Here is an 18,849-nt window from a genome sequence, read left to right as displayed (position 1 = left end):
TGGATTTACAAATTTTATTTTAAAAATGGGGGTTAAGTAATGAAAGGTCGATGGAAAAAACGTAGTGCGGGCTTGATGGGATTAGTATTGAGTGCCAGTATGGTCATGGCTGGTTGTGCAAGTTCGGACCAAACCTCTAGTAAGGAAAGTGGAGGAAAGGAAGGGGATAAGGTCACGCTTACTTTTGAAACGTCTGTATACCCTGAAGCACCACATAAAAAGGCTTTGGATGCGCTGATTCAGAAGTATACGGAGAAAAATCCGAATATTGAAATTAAAATCCATGGTGCTGACTATGAAAACTTCTGGAACAAACTGACGACGGAGGTCGTTTCAGGAACGCAGGGGGATATCGTGCAGGTTTACCCAGAAAACATTTCAACCTATAACTCCTTAGCTGATGGAGGAGCGTTTGTTAATTTAGACGATTATATTAAAGAGTCAGGGCTCGAGGATAAGTTGGTTGGACAAGATCTAAGCAAGGTAGATGGTTCTTACTATGCGGTTTCAAGTTACGCTTGGGGAACAACTGGTATTTTTTATTGGAAATCAATGTTTGAGAAAGCTGGAATTAATCCGGATGATATCAAGACCATCGATGATTTAAAAGAAGCTGCCGCAAAATTAGGCGGGAAAGACCAGTATGGCTTTGCTAGTGTCGTAGGTTCACATCCTTTTGTTTCATCTGAATGGTATCGTTTAGTCGCAAGACCGGTTTCAAATGGAATATACTTCCCGAATGGCGAGAGTGGTCCTTATGAGGCTGGAAAAATCAATGTCAACTCTAAGGAAAACATTTGGGCAGCGAAATGGTGGCAAGATTTCTTAGCTGATTCAAAAATTACGGCTCCAGGAACAAGAGATAAAAAGGTCGGAAGGGAAATGTTCTGGAACAAACAAGGTGCTATGAACATGGATGGCCCTTGGTTTATAGGAATGACGCAGGAAAGAGATCCTTCCTTAATGGATGACTTAGGAATTATCCCGCAGCCGGTTGTTGAATACGAAGGTCAGGAATATAAGCCAAATCCAACCATGTATCCATTGGTTGCGATGATTTCAAAGAAAAGTAAACATGTGGAAGAAGCATGGGATTTCCTTGAATGGATGGCAAGTCCAGAAGCACAAGAACTTATTGTTTCCTCTGGGATGATTCCAAGTAATAAAGAGTTTGTGGCGACCGATAAATATAAATCGGAAAATCAAGTAGCTGTTAAATTTGCCGAGTTTTTGGAAAACAACTATGCGCAAGCGGTAATGGATCCGCCAATCCCACAGCAAGGGGAATTATCACAAATTATGCTAAATGCTGCACAGGATATGTTTGTTGGAAAGGAAGACGCTAAGAGTACTTTGAATGAGGCAGCTAAGAAGATGGAAAAAGTTATGGAAAAATAGTTGTGACTAGATGCCCTAGGAGGGTTTCGTCCCTATAGGGCCTTCCATTATATATTTGTAGCGATCGTTTACTAGAACAGCTTAATAGTAACGATAGAAAAGAAGTAGGCCAAGTTAGAAGCTTATTAAGATTTTTTGGAGATAGAGGGAGTTAAATACCCGACTAAACGGAGTTGATTAGTAAGAGCCCTATTGCCGGAAGGTTTAGGACTAGATCATACTCCTACTAAAATGCAACCGTGTAGAATTCTCCATGGAGGTGGCTAGATGAAAGCACACATTAGAAATCATGCAACAGCATATCTTTTTGTTTCACCTTTGTTAATAGCTGTTTCCGTTTTCCTTTTATATCCTATATTAAAAGCAGCTATTATGAGTTTTCAGTATTGGTACCTAACAAAGCCCGTTGGGGGTAATCCTTTTGTAGGGTTTCAGAATTACTATGAAGTCATTCGTTATGATTATTTTACTAGCTCCATCTTAATTACAATTGCTTATATAGTAGTAACCGTTATAGCGCGGTTTGGTATTGGATTAGGGGTAGCTGTGTTACTCAACCAGGATTTTAAAGGGAAAAGTTTGGTTCGTGCTCTCGTCATTATCCCTTGGGCTGTTCCAGAAGTTGTTGCTTGCTTAGTCTTTATCTTAATGTTTGATCATCAATATGGGATTATTAATGAATTTTTAATGAAAATGCATTTATTAACGAGTCCAGTAGCATTTTTAGGGGATTCAGATACGGCCCTCGGGGCAGCGATGCTGGTCAATGTTTGGAAAGGTTTCCCGTTTGTAGCAATCATGCTTTTGGCTGGTTTGCAAAGTATTCCAAAAGAACTCTATGAAGCTGCCAAAGTAGATGGAGCGTCCACCTGGCGTCAATTTATATACGTTACTCTTCCTATGTTAAAACCTGTTTCAGTCATTGTTTTCTTATTGCTTGTTATATGGACCATCAAAGACTTTGCCATCGTGTATGTACTGACAGGCGGAGGGCCAAGTAGAGCGACTGAAATCTTTACCATCTTTATTTACAATACAGCCTTTAAGAACTTCCAATTTGGAGAAGCAGCTGCAGCAGGTATGCTCGTCATGGTTGTTTCAACTGTCTTTACCATTCTGTACTTTAAAGCGACGAAGGGGGCGGAAAACTAATGAAACTATCAAAAACATTCATTCTGTATTTCTTTGTCCTCCTTGTCTTACTGTTTACGCTGTTTCCGTTTCTTTGGATGATTATTACATCCTTAAAATTGCCAAATGAAATTTATAGCAGTCCACCCACAATTATACCGGAAGTGCTGAATTTCAACGGCTACAAAACCATGTTAAATCCTGAGGCCGATCCAAATCTAAATTTCATGAACTGGTTTTTTAATAGTACAAAGGTTTCGTTACTGACGACACTATTTTCGTTAATCATTTCTGCTTTAGGTGGATATGGCTTATCACGTTTCCGTTTCAAAGGAAATATGGGAATCGGCTATATTATCCTTATTACTCAGATGTTACCTGGTTCTCTATTAATTATTCCTCTTTATATCATTATGAAGGATATGAATCTACTTAATTCGCATTTTGGCTTGATATTAGCAAATACAACTTTTGCATTGCCATTCTGTACATGGATGATGAAGGGGTATTTTGACACTATTTCTCCTTCATTAGATGAAGCAGCTATGGTAGATGGAGCCAATCGTTGGACAGTATTTAGCCGTATCATTCTTCCCCTTACTTTGCCGGGGTTAGTGGTTACTGGGATTTTCGCCTATATTACAAGCTGGAGTGAATTCCTATTTGCCTATACATTCTTAAATGATTATGAAAAGTGGACTTTATCCGTAGGAATCGCCAGCTTCCAGGGGCAATATGTTGTGAATTGGGATTATCTGATGGCGGGTTCTGTATTTACTACAATCCCAATCGTCATTGTGTTTTGGATATTCCAGAAGTACTTGATTAGTGGAATGACAGCAGGTTCTGTGAAATAAATAATTTTAAAAATTAGGAGTGAATGATAAATGATTAAATTTGGAATCGTAGGCATGGGAATTCGAGGATCTCTTTATGCCGACACTATTATGCAAAGTCCATATGCAGAGCTAGTTGCAGTTAGTGAAATAAATGAAGAAAGTTTGGCGAAAGCAAAAGATAAATACAAGGCAACTGGTTATACAGATGTAGAAGAAATGATTGAAAATGAAGTATTGGATGCTCTAATCATTTCGACACCTGATTTTCTTCATTATAAGCCAGTTATGCTTGCGGCAAAAAAAGGGATTCATATTATGGTTGAAAAACCGTTTTCTACTAGTATTGAAGAAACAGAAGAGATGTACCAGGCTGTTAAAGATGCCGGTATTAAATGTCTAATTGCTTTTGAAAACCGTTGGAACTCTCCTTTTGTATCGGTTAAAGAAGCGATAAAAAATGGAGAAATCGGAAATATTGTAACGATGAATGCACGACTAAATGATACGATATTTGTACCCACTCAAATGTTAAAATGGTCTAAAAATTCCAGCCCAGGCTGGTTCCTATTTCCACATGCAACTGATATTGCCTGCTGGTTAAATGAAAAGAAACCAGTTCAGGTATTTGCTGTTGGAACGAAAAAGAAGCTGGTTTCGTTAGGAATCGATACCTATGACTCAATCCAAACCATCGTAACGTTTGAAGACCAGACGCATGCGACGTTTACAACGAGCTGGATTCTGCCGGACTCAATGCCATTAATTTACGACTTTAAGTATGAAATTATTGGGGAAGATGGAGCGCTTTATGTTGACTTATCCGACCAAATGGTGAGAAAAGCAGTAACAGACTATAAGCACGTGCATACTCTGGGAACACCAATTAATGGCTTATTAACATCTGCACCAAGCTATATGTTAAATTCATTTGTTGATAATATCCGTTTAGACACTACGCCAGTTGCAACCGAAGAAGACGGGCTTTTAAACACTCGACTTGTTCACGCCATCCATAAGTCAATTGAAACGGGTAGTGTTCAACCGGTATAAATTATAAATAGGATGTCCCTTGCGATAATCAGGGGACATTTTTCATATTGGAGGAGACAAAATATGAGCAGATATGTTGAGGAATACATTTTTCTTGGTCAGCAGGCAATTCGTGCAGGAAATGAATATTTAGAGATGGTTGTGATTCCTGGATTAGGGAGTAATGTCATTTCGTTAGTAGCGAAAGAATGTAATATTCAATTATTAAGAGTTCCTGATACGATTGAACAATTTAATGAATCCCCCATGCTTTACGGAACTCCTATTCTATTTCCACCTAATCGAATCGCTGACGGTAGATTTAGATTCGGAGGGATAACCTATCAATTTGATATAAATGATCCAAGTACTCATTCGTTTATTCATGGCTTTGTCCATTCGGAGATGTGGAAGGTAAAGAGATTTGAAGCAAATGAAAGTGGTGCTGTCATTGAGACCGAAATTGAATCAATAGACCATGAAACTATCCAAAGGCAGTTTCCACATCGTTTTAGGCTGAAGATGACTTTTACAATAGAAGGAAATACCTTTCGTAAACAAGCAACAGTAGAGAATCTTAGTCAAGAATCCTTTCCGTGGGGGCTGGGATATCATACTACCTTTGCCTTGCCATTTCATGATCAATGCTCCTTTTCACTTACTGTTGATAAAAGGTGGAAATTGGATGAACGATTTTTACCAACTGGTGAGTTAGAAGATCTTGAGAATCGATTGGTAGATATCCCGTTAAAAGGACAAATTTATGATGATGTATATTTATCTTCTGTTGTTCAAAACGGGAAAAATGAAGCCATTCTTAGAAATGACAGCACTGGGATCGAAATTGCTTACCAATGTGATGAGTATTTTAAACAGTGGGTAGTTCATAACAAAAACGGGAAACAAGGATTCTTCTGTGTAGAGCCGTATACATGGGTAACGAATACACCGAACTTAGATCTTCCAGATAAAATAACAGGCAATCAGGTGGTTGAACCTAAGGGAAAGAAAACGATTGAGAGTAAAATTACTGTTAAGAGCATGGGTTAGGGTGACCATGAGCATAGGGGACGGTTCTGCTGGCTTTTTAATGACAACTTTTGCACTTACTATTTAAGAAAACCCATGAAGTTATTGGATTTTCCTCAAACTAATTAAACGATTAGTTGGTAATCCAACTGATTAATATTTGCATAAAATTGTACTTTGCTAGTTTTTACTGTCAATTTTTAAAGATAATTCTTGAGAGTCAAAACCTTTATACGACAATTCTTTTCCTTGAAAACAGGTAAAAGTTCGTTTGATAAGAGGGCTTATGCACGATTTAATCAAACGTTTAATTAATGGATTCTATGTTAACCAATCGTTTGATTAAATTAGCTTTAAATGCTGTAAAACCTGAGTTTATCCCCCTTGGTGGTAAAGAGTTTTGTCGAGATGAGGACCATGTGAAAATGGCGGAGACTATATATGATCTCACAACTTGCGTTGAACACGCCTTTAAGATATCTTCCTTCTTTACTGGTAACCAAATTCAATATGTGTATTGAACTCCTTAAGACTAGTAAACTAACCAATTTGTGGACCAAAGAGAACCTTATTAAACTGAAAATAGTTTTACAATTTGGAATATTTAATATATAATTAAACCTATGAAAATACTATGAATTTGGGGTGCTAATATGTCTAAAGCTCAATTGTTAAAGGTAGAAACAAGTGGTAAGTGGGAAAGCGGCTTAAAAACTTCCATTTCAATTAGGGATTTCTCAACATTAATCGTTGATGAACCGAAAAGTCTAGGTGGAACAGACGAAGGGCCCAATCCTGTTGAGTATGTATTAGCTGCATTGACTAGCTGTACTTCCGTTATGATTGCTTTAATTTCTAAAGAAAAGAAGTTTTCTTTTCAAGGGGTAGATTTTAAAAATAATGGAACACTTGATTTACAGGGACTAATGGGAGTTGAAGGGGTTTCACCACATTTTCAAAGTGTGAGTTTTGACGTTATCCTTGAAACTCAAGAAAATGATTCTCGGGTTGAGGAATTAAAAGAAGAAGTAGAAAAAAGATGCCCAGTTTATAACTTATTAAAAGACGCGGGTGTTGAAATAGAATCCAATTGGTATAAAAAATAGTAAACTAGCTTTCCGTAATCTTATGGGTACCTTTAAAGTAAAGGTATCCTTTTTTGGTGTTTCGAGACCATTGGGACGGTTCTGATGGCTTTAGGAGATACCTAGAGACATAATAGTTGAACCATTAGAACCGTCCCCGTGGTTCGATGGTGGTAAGTTTTAAAGAGAGATTTCTAGTAAGTTAGAAACCTCCCTTTTTCAATGTAGGTTTATCTGTTAATTCATTGCATTATCCTAAATGCCGATTCAATAAAAGTGTAGCGATTGTATCCCAGTTGGGATAATGCTAGTTATGTATTTAGTAGTGTATTGGTAGAAAGAAATAGGAAAACGAAACGTATCTACATAGGTATAGACTTTTCTATATTGAGTTGGCGAGTAATGTCACTACTGTACTAAGAACGATTGTGCCAATCATAATTGCGACATACATTAGGTTCTTCTTAATTTTCTTCTTTCTCATTGCCTCTTCAGGTGTAGTCCAAATACTTTTTGACATCAAAAATTCCCCTTTTTCATTTGATGGTAGCTGGCTGGCTGGTCCCAAGACGGAAGCCCCTATAGCTTTGCGTCCTCACCTTTCAGTGAGTTTGCCCTTAAATATAAATACTTTATATTATAAACATAACAGTAGTGGGAAATCACTATATTTCGACAAAATTCGTGCTTTTGGTTCATACAGGTTTAGCTCATGCGGTATATTCGATGGATGAATTCTTAGATAAAGATGATTGTTTAGGACGAGAGTATCCTGGAGCTTCCGATGAGGCGGATCACCCAATCGTGCACCTTTAACAGAACCAAAAATTCCGTTTGTTGATGTGAACACATCAGAAGCAATTATTTCTTCCATCGCTGCCTTCGGATTTTCTACCGATATTAGGGCCAGCTTTTCCATTGCTTCACTACAGACACAGACACTTTCTCCTTTTCAACTAATTCCTTCTTCAATAATGATTAATAAATGTAGCCATGATCCATTTCGTTTCTTTTTCCGTTAATTTGTCACAACATGAAAAATTCCTCTTCTATTTTTGATGTTTAATAAGAGTGGGCTCCGAAATCAAACTGGTGGCAAAATTGAATCCAGGTATCACTCAAGGGCACAGTTCTGATTAAAAGAGAGATGGACACCTACTTAGTAAAGACACAATGTGTATAAATGAAATTAAAATACAAATATGTATGCTGTGAATTATTTTAAGATTTAGGAGATATCTTCCCATGTTTGAACCATAAGAACCGTCCCTATGGCTTCCCCAAGCTCCAATTGCTTGGCTACAATTTTTACACTTTCTCCGGCTTGAACTCTATTAATAGCATCTAGTTTTAGTTCGAAAGAATATGATTTGTTTTTTCTATTAGTAGACACGATAATCGCTCTTTTTTATGCCAATTATGGTCATAGATTTCCGGAATTATTCGTGTCTACTATCATGGGCGTAATCCACTAGTTACTTCCCGAATTTATAACACAAGCACCATTGGAGGAAACTAAATTGCAGATAGGAGAACCAAATTGTCAGATAGAAAAAATCGCGGTGAGGATTTTGGATGAAAAAGTTAGTTCCATAGCTTAAAAATGTATAATTTAAATAATATAATTAATTCAGAAAATTTTAAATAAACATATTGCTCAGCGAAAAACTCTATGATATATTTATGGTGCATTATAAAAAACTTGGTTCAACATATTGGACCGAATTTTTTTAACCACTATAAAAAACCCGGTTTACTAGAGTGAACCGATTATATTTTTACTTAATATACTAAACTTAGTTCACTATATTAAATCGAGGGGTTATGATGACATGGAAAAGAAGTACTGGGCTCCCGCAATTGAACGAGCTGACAAAATTATTGATATTATTGCTCATCATCCCGCGAAGTTTCGATTAATTGATCTTTCGCATGAATTAAGCATTAATAAAAGCTCCCTGTTTAATCTGCTGAATACGTTAGAGGTATTAAATTGGGTGAAGAAGGAGAAAGACGGCACTTATTCCCTCGGGATAAAATTAGGGACACTTACTCCCTATTACTTTAAGCAATTTGATATTATTAACACCTTTAACTTGGCAGCACTTTCCACTATTGAAAAGCTCAATGAAACGCTTCAACTATCCATCCTGGATGGTTCAGAAATTGTGTATTTAAGTAAAAAGGAAAGCACGTCACCAATAAGGGTAGCCACCGATCCAGGAATGAGGTTTCCAGCACATGCCACGGCAATGGGGAAGGTGCAGCTTTCGCAGTTTACTTACGATGAACTAACTGCTTTGTTTCCTAAGAATTCCTTGAAGCCAAAAACGAAATATACGGTTAGCGATATCGAAGAACTTTGGAAGCAGATTTTAAGCATTAAAGAAAATGGCTTTATAGCAGAGTACCAGGAAGCGGTAGAGGACTTTAACTGTATTGCAGCTCCGATTATCAATCATGAAAATATGATTATTGCCGCAGTCAGCGCCACGATTCTCACTTCAAAGTGGGAGGAAAAAAAGGACATGGCTCAGGCTGAAATCTTGGACTTGGCTAAAAGAATTTCCTCGATGGCTGGTTTTACAGCTCCAATAAATAGTTGAAAGAAGGGATCCAAATGAGACTAAAAAACAAGGTGGTTTTAATTACCGGTGCCGGCTCTGGAATTGGCAAATCAACCTCGCTGTTATTTGCTAGCGAGGGTGCCTATGTCATCGTTAATGATTTAAACTTTGAGGCTGGTAATCAGACCTTAAATGAGATTCTCGAAAAGGGAGGGGAAGGAACATTTATCCAGGCAGATGTCACGAATGCGCAAGAAGTAGAACAAATGATGAGCCAGGCAATAAAAGACAAAGGCAGGATTGATGTTCTCTTCAATAACGCAGGCATTTCCGGGGTTGGGTCTGTACACGAAACGAGTGAAGACTTGTGGGACAAGGTGGTAAACGTCAATATTAAAGGCGTCTTCTTGCCTTGTAAGTATGTACTTCCATACATGATGGCGCAAAAGGGAGGCAGCATTATTAATATGTCTTCCTGCATCGCAGAAATTGGTCTTGCTCGTCGCGCATCATACTCAGCAACAAAAGGAGCCATCCTTTCCTTAACAAAATCAATGCAAGTTGATTATGCCCCATACAACATCAGAGTTAACGCACTTTTACCGGGGACCATCCTCACTCCATTTGTAGATCAATACTTAAGAAACTCCTATGAAGATTATGAAGAAGGACTAAACAGCATTCGGAATCGACAGCTTAGTGGTGACCTAGGACGTCCTGAGGATGTGGCAAAAGCAGCTCTTTTCCTAGCCTCGGATGAATCCAATTTTATGATGGGTTCCCCGCTTTATATTGATGGCGGCGTGACATTTGGAAAAATGGCTTAAAAACGTAAAATGAAAGGGGCTTAAATGATGAAACTTGTAAACTTTAAAGGGAAGTCCGAGGACAAATTCAAATTTGGTGTAAAAACAGAGGCGGGAATCTTGGACATTGAAAGGGCAATAGAAGCAACGGATGAGCCTTCTACCTTGCCACTTTCATTCGAAGCGTGGCTCCAGGCAGACGAAGTCTCGAAGGAGTTTTTCGAATCTTTTGTAAATGGAATCCGAAACAACAGCAGCCTGCATATTCAAGAGAATGAAATTGAATATGGTCCATGTGTACCGAAAAGTGCAAAGATCATTTGTGTGGGCTTAAATTATCAAAAGCATGCGAAGGAATCCAATATGGAGGCGCCAAAAACACCAGTACTTTTTAATAAATATAGCAATTCTCTTGCAGCTCATAGGGAGGATGTGGAACTGCCAGCGGATTCCAAGCAAATCGATTTTGAAGCAGAGCTCGGGATTGTGATTGGGAAAGAGGCGAAAGCCATTTCAAAAGAAGAGGCCTTGGATTATGTAGCAGGATATTGCAATGTCAATGATTTATCTGCGAGGGACCTTCAATTCCGCACGAATCAATGGCTGCTAGGAAAAGCCCTTGATGGCTTTTGTCCAGTCGGACCCTATCTTGTGACGGCAGATGAAATAGGCAACCCGAACAATCTCAAGATTGAAACGATTGTAAACGGAAAAGTTAGACAGTCCTCCAATACTTCCGACATGATTTTTTCCTGCGATGAAATTATCAGCTATATCTCTCACTATATTACGTTGGAGCCGGGCGATCTGATTTTAACAGGAACACCTGAAGGAGTCATCTTTGGTCTACCAGAGAACGAGCAGGATTGGCTGACCGATGGGGACGAAGTAACGATTCAAATTGAAAAGCTTGGAGTCTTAACGAATCAGTTAACAGCTGCAAAAAACAGTAGAGCAAAAATTTCCGCAGTCAGTCAGAACACTTAATTTTTTTAAAGAAACTTATGAAAAGGGTTACAAAAATAATATATTGGGGGGAAAAACGTGAAAAACAAAGGGCCTGCACTATTTTTAGCATTATGTTTGTGTATTTCTATGATTCTAGTTGGATGTGGTAAATCGGAAGGTGCTTCAGGGAAGAAAGATGTTTACACCATTAAAATTGGTTATGAAAATCAGCCAGGTGAACCGGTAGATTTAGCGGTACAGGAGTGGAAAAAGCTAGCTGAAGAAAAAAGTAAAGGAAAAATTAAAATTGAGCTTTATCCAAGTTCACAGCTTGGTTCTAAGCAGGATGCCATTGAACAGATGAAAACAGGTGCCAATATTATTCATATTGCGGATGCCAGCTTTTTAATGGATTATGTTCCAGACATTGGAATCCTCTCTGCCCCCTATTTATCTGAGAACTATGAGGACTTGTTTAAAGTAACAGACAGCGACTGGTTTAAAGGGTTAGAAAAAGACTTGCAAAGTCAAGGTCTGCATATCGTTTCAACCAAGTGGATTTATGGCGACCGTCACTTAATTACGACAAAAGAAGTAAAGGAACCAAAGGATTTAAAAGGGCTTAAAGTTCGTGTCCCAAGTAACCCGTTATCAATAAAAATCATGGAGAAAATGGGAGCAACGGCTACACCGCTGCCGCTTGGTGAAGTATATCCATCGATTGCACAAGGTGTCATTGACGGGATGGAAAACCCGCTTCCTGTTATTCAAGGATCAAAGGTTTATGAGAAAGCTAAATTCTTATCTGTAACGGGTCACACCAATATGATTATTCAGTGGATTGCTGGTCAGTCTTATATGGAAAGCCTCCCGGAAGATATCGTGAAAGTGTTAAAGGAAACTGGTGATGAGGCCGGTGAGTTTATGGAAAAGAAAGTAAATGAGTCAGAAGAATCTGTACTGAAGGAATTAAAGAGTGCTGGGGTAACGGTAGTCGAACCTGACAAAAAAGCGTTTAAAGAAGCTACGAAGTCCGTTTATAAAGAAATGGACGATTGGAGCCCAGGCTTGTACGACAAGGTTCAAAAGATTTTGGAGCAGTAAGGATAGATTGGGGATGAGAAGGGGAGATTTCTCATCCCAACTAAAAAGGGGGGAATGATTCGATGTTAAAGCAGTTGGGACGCTTGATAGCCAATCTTGATAACATATTCGCTTCTATTTCGCTTGTATTAATCATTAGCGTATCGGTTATCGGGGTATTTATGAGATTCGTATTAGGAGAGCCTCTAACTTGGACAGAAGAAATGACCTTAGCGTTATTCGTATGGTTCACTTTTCTTGGAGCAAGCGTCGTTGAAAAGGAAAACGGACATGTTGGTATTGAATATTTTGTAGAAAAGCTAAATCCCTCTTTCAAAAAGTTTGCCTTATTAGGAAAAGAATTGATTGTTGGCTTTATCAATATTTTTGTTTTTGTTTATTTAGGAAGTCAATTAACCGCACAAGCGGCATCACGTCTGACACCGGTTCTAAGGGTTAGTTACATATATATTGATGTTGCAGTGGTCTTAAGCGGAATTTTTGCTGCCGCTCATATTATTTTACGAATCCGCAAAAGCCTGAAAAAAACGCAAGCTCTTAGTACAGTCCATAAAATAGAAGATTACCAAACTACAACACAGGAGGAGGCGAAAATATGACAGTAGCCGTTGCTTCGGTATCCTTAATAGTATTGTTTTTAATCGGTATTCCCGTAGCCTTTGCGATTATTGGAAGCAGCTTAATTTATTTCTTACTTTCCATGCAGGTAGAACCAATGCTGCTCGTGCAGCGAATGATTGCGGGTATTGAATCCGTTCCCCTGCTCGCAATCCCCTTTTTCGTGGTCGCTGGTGTGTTAATGAACTATACAGGGATTACCCGCAGAATTGCCGACTTCGCTGAAGCAATGACCGGACATCTGCCTGGTGGATTGGCTCAAGTAAGTATTGTCCTGAGTACCATCATGGGCGGTTTGTCAGGATCTGGTTTGGCAGATGCGGCGATGCAGGCAAAAATGATGCATCCGCAGATGGTGAAGAAGGGGTATGCCCCAGGTTTCTCGGCCTCTGTTATCGGAGCATCGTCTCTTATCACACCACTAATTCCGCCGGGTATCGGAATGATTTTATATGGGTATATCGGTAATGTTTCCATCGGGAAGCTTTTCATGGCGGGAGTTATACCAGGCTTGATGACATGCTTTTTAATGATGATTGCCGTTCATTTCGTAGCGAAAAAAAGAGGCTATCTTCCATCAAGAGAAAAAATGGCTCGTCCTAAAGAAGTGTTTACCGCATCAAAGAATGCCATTCTTGCCCTATTATTGCCGGTTATCATCATCGGGGGAATTCGAATCGGTGTTTTTACCCCTACTGAAGCGGGAGCCGTTGCGATTGTTTATGCCTTATTAATCGGATTTTTGTTCTATCGTGAAATGAAGCTGTCTCACTTAAAAGAGGCACTTAAAGAATCTGTTTCAACATCTGCATCCATCTTAGTCATCATCGCAGCTGGCTCGGCGTTCGGCTGGATCTTAACCTGGGAGCGAATCCCGCATGTAGCCACTCAATATGTAACTGACCTAGTAAGTACACCTATTGCTTTCCTATTAATCTTAAATCTTTTCTTATTAATTCTAGGAATGTTTATTGAAGGAAATGTGGCCATCGTCATTTTAACTCCTTTGCTTATCCCGATGGGTCAGGCCTACGGCATCGATCCCGTACACTTAGGAATGGTTTTCCTATTTAATATTGGAATCGGGACCATCACACCTCCATTAGGGACTGCTATTTTTACCGTTTGTTCTACAGCTAATGTGAAAATTGAGGAGTTTTTAAAAGAAGTTCTTCCGTTTTATGTTGTTCTAATAATTGCTTTATTGCTGATTACATTTATACCAGCTATTTCCTTATGGTTACCAGGTATGATGTTGTAGGAATTACCCCTCAGCAAAAATGAATAGAAAAGGAGAATCATGATGCGGGTTATTCGATATCAAGATGATAATGGTTCATCTGTTTTAGCTGCACTAACCGATCAATCAGAGGTATATAACCTCCTATATAAGGACTTTTTGGAATTAGTAGATTATGCTGAGAATACAAATCAAAGTCCTTCCTCGCTTATTAAAGAAGTGATTAAAAATCAGCTGCCCGAAAAGGTAAAGCTCGAGGAACTTTCCTTGCTTGCGCCAATTGAAGCACCCGAGGTATGGGCTGCTGGGGTAACGTATGAAAAGAGTAAAGAAGCACGAAATTATGAAGCAACCGGCGGAAAATTAGATGCCGCCACCTTCTATGACAAGGTGTACGATGCGGAGCGCCCAGAGCTTTTTCTAAAATCTACTGCTGCTAGATTAGTAGGTCCGAACTCGGATGTATTTATTCGAAGTGATTCGAATTGGCAGATTCCTGAACCGGAACTGGGACTTGTCATCAATCGTAAGGGAGAAATTTTGGCCTACACGATTGGAAATGATATGAGCTCTAGGGATATTGAGGGGGAGAATCCACTCTATCTTCCGCAGGCGAAGGTTTGGAAGAATTCCTGCTCGATCGGGCCGGCCATGCTTCTGACGGAAGCGGTTGAAAATCCTTATAATCTTGATATCATTTGTCGGATTTATCGGAATGGAGAACAGGTCGTAGAAGGGTTTGCCAACACGAAGCAATTAAAAAGGAAATACGAGGAATTAATTTCGTTCCTTTTAAGAGATAATGTTGTTTTTGATGGGACTGTCCTGTTAACGGGAACCTGTATTGTGCCACCGAATGAATTTACGCTCCTGGATGGCGATTTCATTGAAATTGAAATTCCGGAAATCGGTGTATTAAGCAATCCGGTGAAAGCATCGGTGAAAACTTTAGCGGAGGAGACTTTGCCAAATGGATCAACACTATAAAGCAGTCATGATTAATCCGAACGATAATGTCGCAACAGCCCTTGAATTTATTCCTGCGAATGCCGTTATCACGCTTGGGTCCCAGGATAAAAAAGTATCGGTCAAGCTGCTAAAGGATATCGAGTTTGGCCATAAATTTGCGTTAACTTTGATTACAAAGGAGACGTATATTTTAAAATACGGTGAAGTGATTGGAAGAGCTGTAAAGGATATTGAACCAGGAGAGCATGTTCATATTCATAATATCGAAGGTGTGAGAGGAAGAGGTGATCAGGTTGGAACTGAGCAGCAATCAATTTTGGGGATATAGAAGAGCGGATGGAAGAGTAGGCGTTCGTAATCATGTGTTAATTTTACCAACAATCACATGTGCGACCCAAGTAGCGAGACAAATTACGGAGTTGGTCCATGGAACGGTATCGTTTATTCATCAGCATGGATGTGCTCAAGTCGGAATTGACTATGAGCAAACCTTCCGTACCTATGTAGGAATGGGGGCCAATCCAAATGTATATGGAGTCGTGGTTTTAGGATTAGGCTGTGAAACCCACCAAGCCAGAAGTGTAGCGGGCGAACTGAAAAAATACAATAAACCGGTAGAAGTTGTATCGATTCAGGATGAGGGCGGCACCTTATCGGCGATTGCGGAAGGAGCAAGAATCGCTGCAAAAATGGTCCAAGAGGCCTCCGCTCAAACAAGAGAGATTTGTGACATAAGTGAATTAATTATTGGGACAGAATGCGGCGGCTCTGATGCCTGCTCAGGTTTATCTGCCAACCCTGCGGTCGGATATGTCAGTGATATGATTATTGATCGCGGCGGGACTGCTATTTTAGCAGAAACAACGGAGTTAATCGGCGCCGAGCACTTACTCGCTGAACGGGCTGTCGATGATAAGATTGCTGAAAAAGCTTATCAAATCATTAAGGCAATGGAAAACCGTTCACTAAAAATGGGCGTCGACATCCGTACCGGAAACCCTAGCCCAGGAAACAAAAAGGGCGGGCTCAGCACCCTTGAGGAAAAATCATTGGGGGCTGCCGCTAAAGCGGGAACGAGACCGCTGCAGGAGATTATTGATTATGCCGAGGAGCCGACGAAAAAAGGTCTTGTTTGGATGGATACACCTGGACATGACATTGAACAGTTAACGGGAATGGTCGCCGGCGGTGCGCAGGTTGTCCTATTCACGACTGGAAGGGGAACACCGACAGGATCGCCGATTGCCCCTGCCATTAAAATATCAACGAATAGCGGCATTTTTGAAAGAATGTCAGAAAATATTGATTTAAATGCCGGGACTATTATTGAAGGGAACGAATCGATTGATTCAGTAGGTCATCGAATTTTTGATGAAATCGTGAAGGTTTCTTCTGGAAAATTAACAAAGGCTGAAATATTAAAACAGCACGATTTTGGGATTTGGAGAATTGGTCCTACTTTTTAATAGGGAAGGAGATTGTTGGTCGTATGCAAACGATTCATAAGGAAAAAACTTATAAAAATTTCATTGATAACGAGTGGGTTGAATCTTCTGCGCAGGAAGTAATCGAGAGTATTAACCCGGCAAACAAAGAAGAGATTGTCGGATATGTGCAAAAGTCAACGTTGGAGGATTTGAACAAAGCCGTTGAAGCGGCTCATCGTGCGAAAAAGGCTTGGCACAAGCTTGGCCAGGCAGCAAGAGGACAGCTTCTGTTCAAGGCAGCCAATATCCTTGAAGAAAATCTCGATGATATTGCTGAAACCATGACAAGAGAAATGGGTAAAACCCTTCCGGAAGCGAAAGGTGAAACTGCCAGAGGGGTCGCGATTCTTCGCTATTATGCAGGAGAAGGCCTGCGTAAAGATGGGGATGTGATTCCGTCTACTGATAAGGATGCATTAATGTTTACTAAACGGGTCCCTCTAGGGGTTGTTGGAGTCATTACTCCGTGGAATTTCCCAGTCGCCATTCCCATTTGGAAAATTGCCCCTGCCCTTGTTTATGGAAACACTATAGTGCTGAAGCCAGCTACAGAAGCCGCAGTGACAGCAGCTAAGGTTGTCGATTGCTTTGTAAAGGCCGGCTTCCCTGAAGGTGTTTTGAATTTTATCACCGGATCAGGCTCTATCATCGGACAGGGATTAATTGATCATCCATTATTAAATGCTATTACCTTCACAGGCTCTGAAGGTGTTGGTAAAACTGTAGCACAATCAGCGGCAAACCGCGGCATCAAGTTCCAATTGGAAATGGGCGGCAAGAATCCTGTAATTGTTGCGGCGGATGCCAATCTTGACCAGGCCGTTGAAGCGGTTATCAGCGGGGCCTTCCGTTCCACAGGACAAAAATGTACAGCCTCAAGCCGGGTGATTGTAGAAGAAGCGGTCTATGAAGAATTTAAGGAGAAATTGGTCGCTCAAACGAAAAAAATCACCGTGGGCAATGGTATGGCGGATGGTGTCTGGATGGGCCCATGCGCTAGTGAAAGCCAGTTTCAGACAGTGATTGACTATATTGAAAAAGGAAAAGAGGAAGGAGCTTCCTTAGTCTTAGGCGGCGTTGTCTTGGATGAAGGGGAGTTGAAAAATGGGTTTTACATTACTCCGGCTATCTTTGAAAATGTGAATCCACAAATGGCGATCGCTCAAGAGGAAATTTTTGGTCCTGTTATTGCTTTAATTAAAGCGGGTTCAATAGAAGAAGCTATTGAGATTGCCAATGATACAAAATACGGATTAAGTGCTTCTATTTTCACAACCAACATTAATTCTTTATTAAGTTTTGTGGATGACATGGAAGCGGGTCTTGTAAGAATTAATGCAGAAAGTGCTGGCGTTGAGCTTCAGGCACCATTTGGCGGAATGAAAGCATCCAGCACAGGATCTAGGGAGCAGGGAGAAGCAGCGAAGGAGTTTTTTACGGCTATTAAGACGGTGTTTGTGAAGGGGAGTTTGGTATAGCGGTGCCTGGTAACTCCTCGAATATTGTCGAAAATTGATAGGTTGTTAGAAAACTAAAGAGTGATAGATAGAGTTGCAGCTGAATATTGTTGGGGTGGTGGTTCTCATAAATAAACTACTTTGACAACCATCACCCTGACGGTAAAGGCTGCAAGGAGAAGTGTTAGCGCACTTCTCCTTTTTATTATAAGTCTACTATTTAGTCTAGCATCAAGAATGGGTTTATTTCATAATAGACTACTGATTTTGATCATATACATTTACATATACATAGCTCTCCCGCTCATGGAGAGAGCTTATTTTTTAATTTATCATCTATCAACCAGAGTTAAAAAACAATCATGAAACCTGAAGAAGTATGAATCAAGTAAAAGATTATCGTTAAGGGAGCGAGAAAAATGAAAGTCACCCTTTTTGCTACTTGCTTAGTAGATATGTTTCAAGGTGATGTAGGCAAAGCAACAGTGGAAGTACTTGAAAGACTCGGATGTGAAATTGATTTTCCAGAATCACAAATTTGCTGCGGGCAGCCTTCCTATAACAGTGGGTACGTAAAAGAATCAAAGGAAGCAATGAAAAGTATGATTACTACCTTTGAATATGCGGAATATGTCGTTTCTCCAGCTGGCTCCTGTGCCTATATGTTTAAAGAATACCCGCACATCTTTAAGGGGGATCCTGTTTGGGAGCCAAAAGCGCAAGCCCTGGCGGATAAAACCTATGAATTTACGGAATTTATCGTCGATGTGTTAAAAGTACAAGATGTGGGTGCAAAATTAGAAGGTAAAGCAACCTTCCACACCTCATGTCATATGACAAGATTACTCGGAGTCAAACAAGCACCGATGCGCCTTTTAAGTCATGTAAAAGGGTTAAAATTCACCGAGCTACCAGGTAAAGAGAGATGCTGCGGATTCGGAGGCACCTTCTCCGTTAAAATGGGGAATATCTCAGAGCAAATGGTTGAAGAAAAGGTTTGTACAGTTGAAGAGACCGGGGCAGATATATTAATTGGGGCAGATGCTGGATGCTTAATGAATATAGGCGGCCGTATTGCCCGAAAAGGCATGCCAGTTAAAGTCATGCATATTGCAGAGGTCCTTAATAGCCGATAAATAGAT

General features: G+C 39.9%; 20 protein-coding genes and 1 riboswitch. Of the genes, 17 read left to right on the top strand and 3 right to left on the bottom strand.

Annotated features, from left to right (window positions below; translation table 11 throughout):
• Nucleotides 1–39 precede the first annotated feature (39 nt).
• From AC2TFD_RS28585 to AC2TFD_RS28560, 6 genes are all read left to right on the top strand, one after another.
• Nucleotides 40–1,398 (top strand): ABC transporter substrate-binding protein, encoded by a 1,359-nt coding sequence (locus AC2TFD_RS28585; RefSeq protein WP_484674520.1) that lies wholly within the window; start codon nucleotides 40–42, stop codon nucleotides 1,396–1,398.
• 267 nt (nucleotides 1,399–1,665) lie between these two features.
• The gene (locus AC2TFD_RS28580; protein ID WP_484674519.1) at nucleotides 1,666–2,550 is read left to right on the top strand and encodes a carbohydrate ABC transporter permease; all 885 of its coding nucleotides are present in this window, start codon (nucleotides 1,666–1,668) and stop codon (nucleotides 2,548–2,550) included.
• Nucleotides 2,550–3,386 (top strand): carbohydrate ABC transporter permease, encoded by an 837-nt coding sequence (locus tag AC2TFD_RS28575; protein ID WP_484674518.1) that lies wholly within the window; start codon nucleotides 2,550–2,552, stop codon nucleotides 3,384–3,386. The genes AC2TFD_RS28580 and AC2TFD_RS28575 overlap by 1 nt, the downstream gene beginning before the upstream one ends.
• 30 nt (nucleotides 3,387–3,416) lie before the next feature.
• Entirely contained in the window at nucleotides 3,417–4,418 is a 1,002-nt protein-coding gene (locus AC2TFD_RS28570) for a Gfo/Idh/MocA family protein (RefSeq protein ID WP_484674517.1), read from the top strand.
• Nucleotides 4,419–4,481: 63 nt separating this feature from the next.
• Nucleotides 4,482–5,447 (top strand): aldose epimerase family protein, encoded by a 966-nt coding sequence (locus AC2TFD_RS28565; RefSeq protein WP_484674516.1) that lies wholly within the window; start codon nucleotides 4,482–4,484, stop codon nucleotides 5,445–5,447.
• Between the two features lie 632 nt (nucleotides 5,448–6,079).
• The gene (locus tag AC2TFD_RS28560) at nucleotides 6,080–6,532 is read left to right on the top strand and encodes an OsmC family protein (RefSeq protein WP_484674515.1); all 453 of its coding nucleotides are present in this window, start codon (nucleotides 6,080–6,082) and stop codon (nucleotides 6,530–6,532) included.
• A gap of 361 nt (nucleotides 6,533–6,893) precedes the next feature.
• Here AC2TFD_RS28560 and AC2TFD_RS28555 read toward each other — a convergent pair whose 3' ends face one another.
• From AC2TFD_RS28555 to AC2TFD_RS28545, 3 genes are all read right to left on the bottom strand, one after another.
• Nucleotides 6,894–7,031: a hypothetical protein gene (locus AC2TFD_RS28555; protein ID WP_484674514.1), complete on the bottom strand. Its 138-nt coding sequence runs from the start codon at nucleotides 7,029–7,031 to the stop codon at nucleotides 6,894–6,896.
• Between the two features lie 22 nt (nucleotides 7,032–7,053).
• Nucleotides 7,054–7,137: riboswitch (cyclic di-GMP riboswitch) on the bottom strand.
• An 11-nt stretch (nucleotides 7,138–7,148) separates the two neighbouring features.
• Nucleotides 7,149–7,430, bottom strand: a complete 282-nt coding sequence (locus AC2TFD_RS28550; protein WP_484674513.1) for a DUF2922 domain-containing protein — start codon at nucleotides 7,428–7,430, stop codon at nucleotides 7,149–7,151.
• A 309-nt stretch (nucleotides 7,431–7,739) separates the two neighbouring features.
• On the bottom strand, nucleotides 7,740–7,904 hold the full coding sequence (locus AC2TFD_RS28545) for a hypothetical protein (protein ID WP_484674512.1): 165 nt from the start codon (nucleotides 7,902–7,904) through the stop codon (nucleotides 7,740–7,742).
• 439 nt (nucleotides 7,905–8,343) lie between these two features.
• On the opposite strand from AC2TFD_RS28545, the gene AC2TFD_RS28540 reads away from it, so the two are divergent.
• From AC2TFD_RS28540 to AC2TFD_RS28490, 11 genes are all read left to right on the top strand, one after another.
• Nucleotides 8,344–9,117, top strand: a complete 774-nt coding sequence (locus AC2TFD_RS28540; RefSeq protein WP_484674511.1) for an IclR family transcriptional regulator — start codon at nucleotides 8,344–8,346, stop codon at nucleotides 9,115–9,117.
• 14 nt (nucleotides 9,118–9,131) lie between these two features.
• Nucleotides 9,132–9,905 (top strand): SDR family NAD(P)-dependent oxidoreductase, encoded by a 774-nt coding sequence (locus tag AC2TFD_RS28535; protein WP_484674510.1) that lies wholly within the window; start codon nucleotides 9,132–9,134, stop codon nucleotides 9,903–9,905.
• Nucleotides 9,906–9,932: 27 nt separating this feature from the next.
• Complete coding sequence (locus tag AC2TFD_RS28530) at nucleotides 9,933–10,871, top strand: fumarylacetoacetate hydrolase family protein (protein WP_484674509.1); 939 nt, start codon at nucleotides 9,933–9,935, stop codon at nucleotides 10,869–10,871.
• Nucleotides 10,872–10,928: 57 nt separating this feature from the next.
• Nucleotides 10,929–11,936 carry a C4-dicarboxylate TRAP transporter substrate-binding protein gene (locus tag AC2TFD_RS28525; protein WP_484674508.1) on the top strand — a complete coding sequence of 336 codons (1,008 nt, stop codon included), beginning with the start codon at nucleotides 10,929–10,931 and terminating at the stop codon, nucleotides 11,934–11,936.
• A gap of 62 nt (nucleotides 11,937–11,998) precedes the next feature.
• Nucleotides 11,999–12,535 (top strand): TRAP transporter small permease, encoded by a 537-nt coding sequence (locus AC2TFD_RS28520; protein WP_484674507.1) that lies wholly within the window; start codon nucleotides 11,999–12,001, stop codon nucleotides 12,533–12,535.
• On the top strand, nucleotides 12,532–13,815 hold the full coding sequence (locus tag AC2TFD_RS28515) for a TRAP transporter large permease (protein WP_484674506.1): 1,284 nt from the start codon (nucleotides 12,532–12,534) through the stop codon (nucleotides 13,813–13,815). The genes AC2TFD_RS28520 and AC2TFD_RS28515 overlap by 4 nt, the downstream gene beginning before the upstream one ends.
• 42 nt (nucleotides 13,816–13,857) lie before the next feature.
• Nucleotides 13,858–14,781, top strand: a complete 924-nt coding sequence (locus tag AC2TFD_RS28510; RefSeq protein WP_484674505.1) for a fumarylacetoacetate hydrolase family protein — start codon at nucleotides 13,858–13,860, stop codon at nucleotides 14,779–14,781.
• Nucleotides 14,765–15,091 (top strand): UxaA family hydrolase, encoded by a 327-nt coding sequence (locus AC2TFD_RS28505; RefSeq protein ID WP_484674504.1) that lies wholly within the window; start codon nucleotides 14,765–14,767, stop codon nucleotides 15,089–15,091. Before AC2TFD_RS28510 ends, AC2TFD_RS28505 begins: the two co-directional genes overlap by 17 nt.
• Nucleotides 15,063–16,229 (top strand): UxaA family hydrolase, encoded by a 1,167-nt coding sequence (locus tag AC2TFD_RS28500; RefSeq protein ID WP_484676383.1) that lies wholly within the window; start codon nucleotides 15,063–15,065, stop codon nucleotides 16,227–16,229. The genes AC2TFD_RS28505 and AC2TFD_RS28500 overlap by 29 nt, the downstream gene beginning before the upstream one ends.
• Before the next feature lie 23 nt (nucleotides 16,230–16,252).
• Nucleotides 16,253–17,728, top strand: a complete 1,476-nt coding sequence (gucD, locus tag AC2TFD_RS28495) for an alpha-ketoglutaric semialdehyde dehydrogenase GucD (protein ID WP_484674503.1) — start codon at nucleotides 16,253–16,255, stop codon at nucleotides 17,726–17,728.
• A gap of 398 nt (nucleotides 17,729–18,126) precedes the next feature.
• Entirely contained in the window at nucleotides 18,127–18,843 is a 717-nt protein-coding gene (locus AC2TFD_RS28490) for a (Fe-S)-binding protein (RefSeq protein ID WP_484674502.1), read from the top strand.
• Nucleotides 18,844–18,849: the final 6 nt, after the last annotated feature.

This window comes from Neobacillus sp. plas4 (genome assembly GCF_057221695.1).
The sequence above is the reverse complement of the archived record's forward strand: the minus strand, read 5'-3'. Positions and strand labels throughout refer to the sequence as shown.

Coding starts and splice junctions, on each gene's coding strand:
- gucD (WP_484674503.1), top strand. CDS start 16,253: ATGCAAACGATTCATAAGGAAAAAACTTATAAAAATTTCATTGATAAC.
- AC2TFD_RS28520 (WP_484674507.1), top strand. CDS start 11,999: ATGTTAAAGCAGTTGGGACGCTTGATAGCCAATCTTGATAACATATTC.
- AC2TFD_RS28570 (WP_484674517.1), top strand. CDS start 3,417: ATGATTAAATTTGGAATCGTAGGCATGGGAATTCGAGGATCTCTTTAT.
- AC2TFD_RS28585 (WP_484674520.1), top strand. CDS start 40: ATGAAAGGTCGATGGAAAAAACGTAGTGCGGGCTTGATGGGATTAGTA.
- AC2TFD_RS28505 (WP_484674504.1), top strand. CDS start 14,765: ATGGATCAACACTATAAAGCAGTCATGATTAATCCGAACGATAATGTC.
- AC2TFD_RS28565 (WP_484674516.1), top strand. CDS start 4,482: ATGAGCAGATATGTTGAGGAATACATTTTTCTTGGTCAGCAGGCAATT.
- AC2TFD_RS28510 (WP_484674505.1), top strand. CDS start 13,858: ATGCGGGTTATTCGATATCAAGATGATAATGGTTCATCTGTTTTAGCT.
- AC2TFD_RS28580 (WP_484674519.1), top strand. CDS start 1,666: ATGAAAGCACACATTAGAAATCATGCAACAGCATATCTTTTTGTTTCA.
- AC2TFD_RS28560 (WP_484674515.1), top strand. CDS start 6,080: ATGTCTAAAGCTCAATTGTTAAAGGTAGAAACAAGTGGTAAGTGGGAA.
- AC2TFD_RS28530 (WP_484674509.1), top strand. CDS start 9,933: ATGAAACTTGTAAACTTTAAAGGGAAGTCCGAGGACAAATTCAAATTT.
- AC2TFD_RS28550 (WP_484674513.1), bottom strand. CDS start 7,430: ATGGAAAAGCTGGCCCTAATATCGGTAGAAAATCCGAAGGCAGCGATG.
- AC2TFD_RS28575 (WP_484674518.1), top strand. CDS start 2,550: ATGAAACTATCAAAAACATTCATTCTGTATTTCTTTGTCCTCCTTGTC.
- AC2TFD_RS28555 (WP_484674514.1), bottom strand. CDS start 7,031: ATGTCAAAAAGTATTTGGACTACACCTGAAGAGGCAATGAGAAAGAAG.
- AC2TFD_RS28515 (WP_484674506.1), top strand. CDS start 12,532: ATGACAGTAGCCGTTGCTTCGGTATCCTTAATAGTATTGTTTTTAATC.
- AC2TFD_RS28540 (WP_484674511.1), top strand. CDS start 8,344: ATGGAAAAGAAGTACTGGGCTCCCGCAATTGAACGAGCTGACAAAATT.
- AC2TFD_RS28535 (WP_484674510.1), top strand. CDS start 9,132: ATGAGACTAAAAAACAAGGTGGTTTTAATTACCGGTGCCGGCTCTGGA.
- AC2TFD_RS28490 (WP_484674502.1), top strand. CDS start 18,127: ATGAAAGTCACCCTTTTTGCTACTTGCTTAGTAGATATGTTTCAAGGT.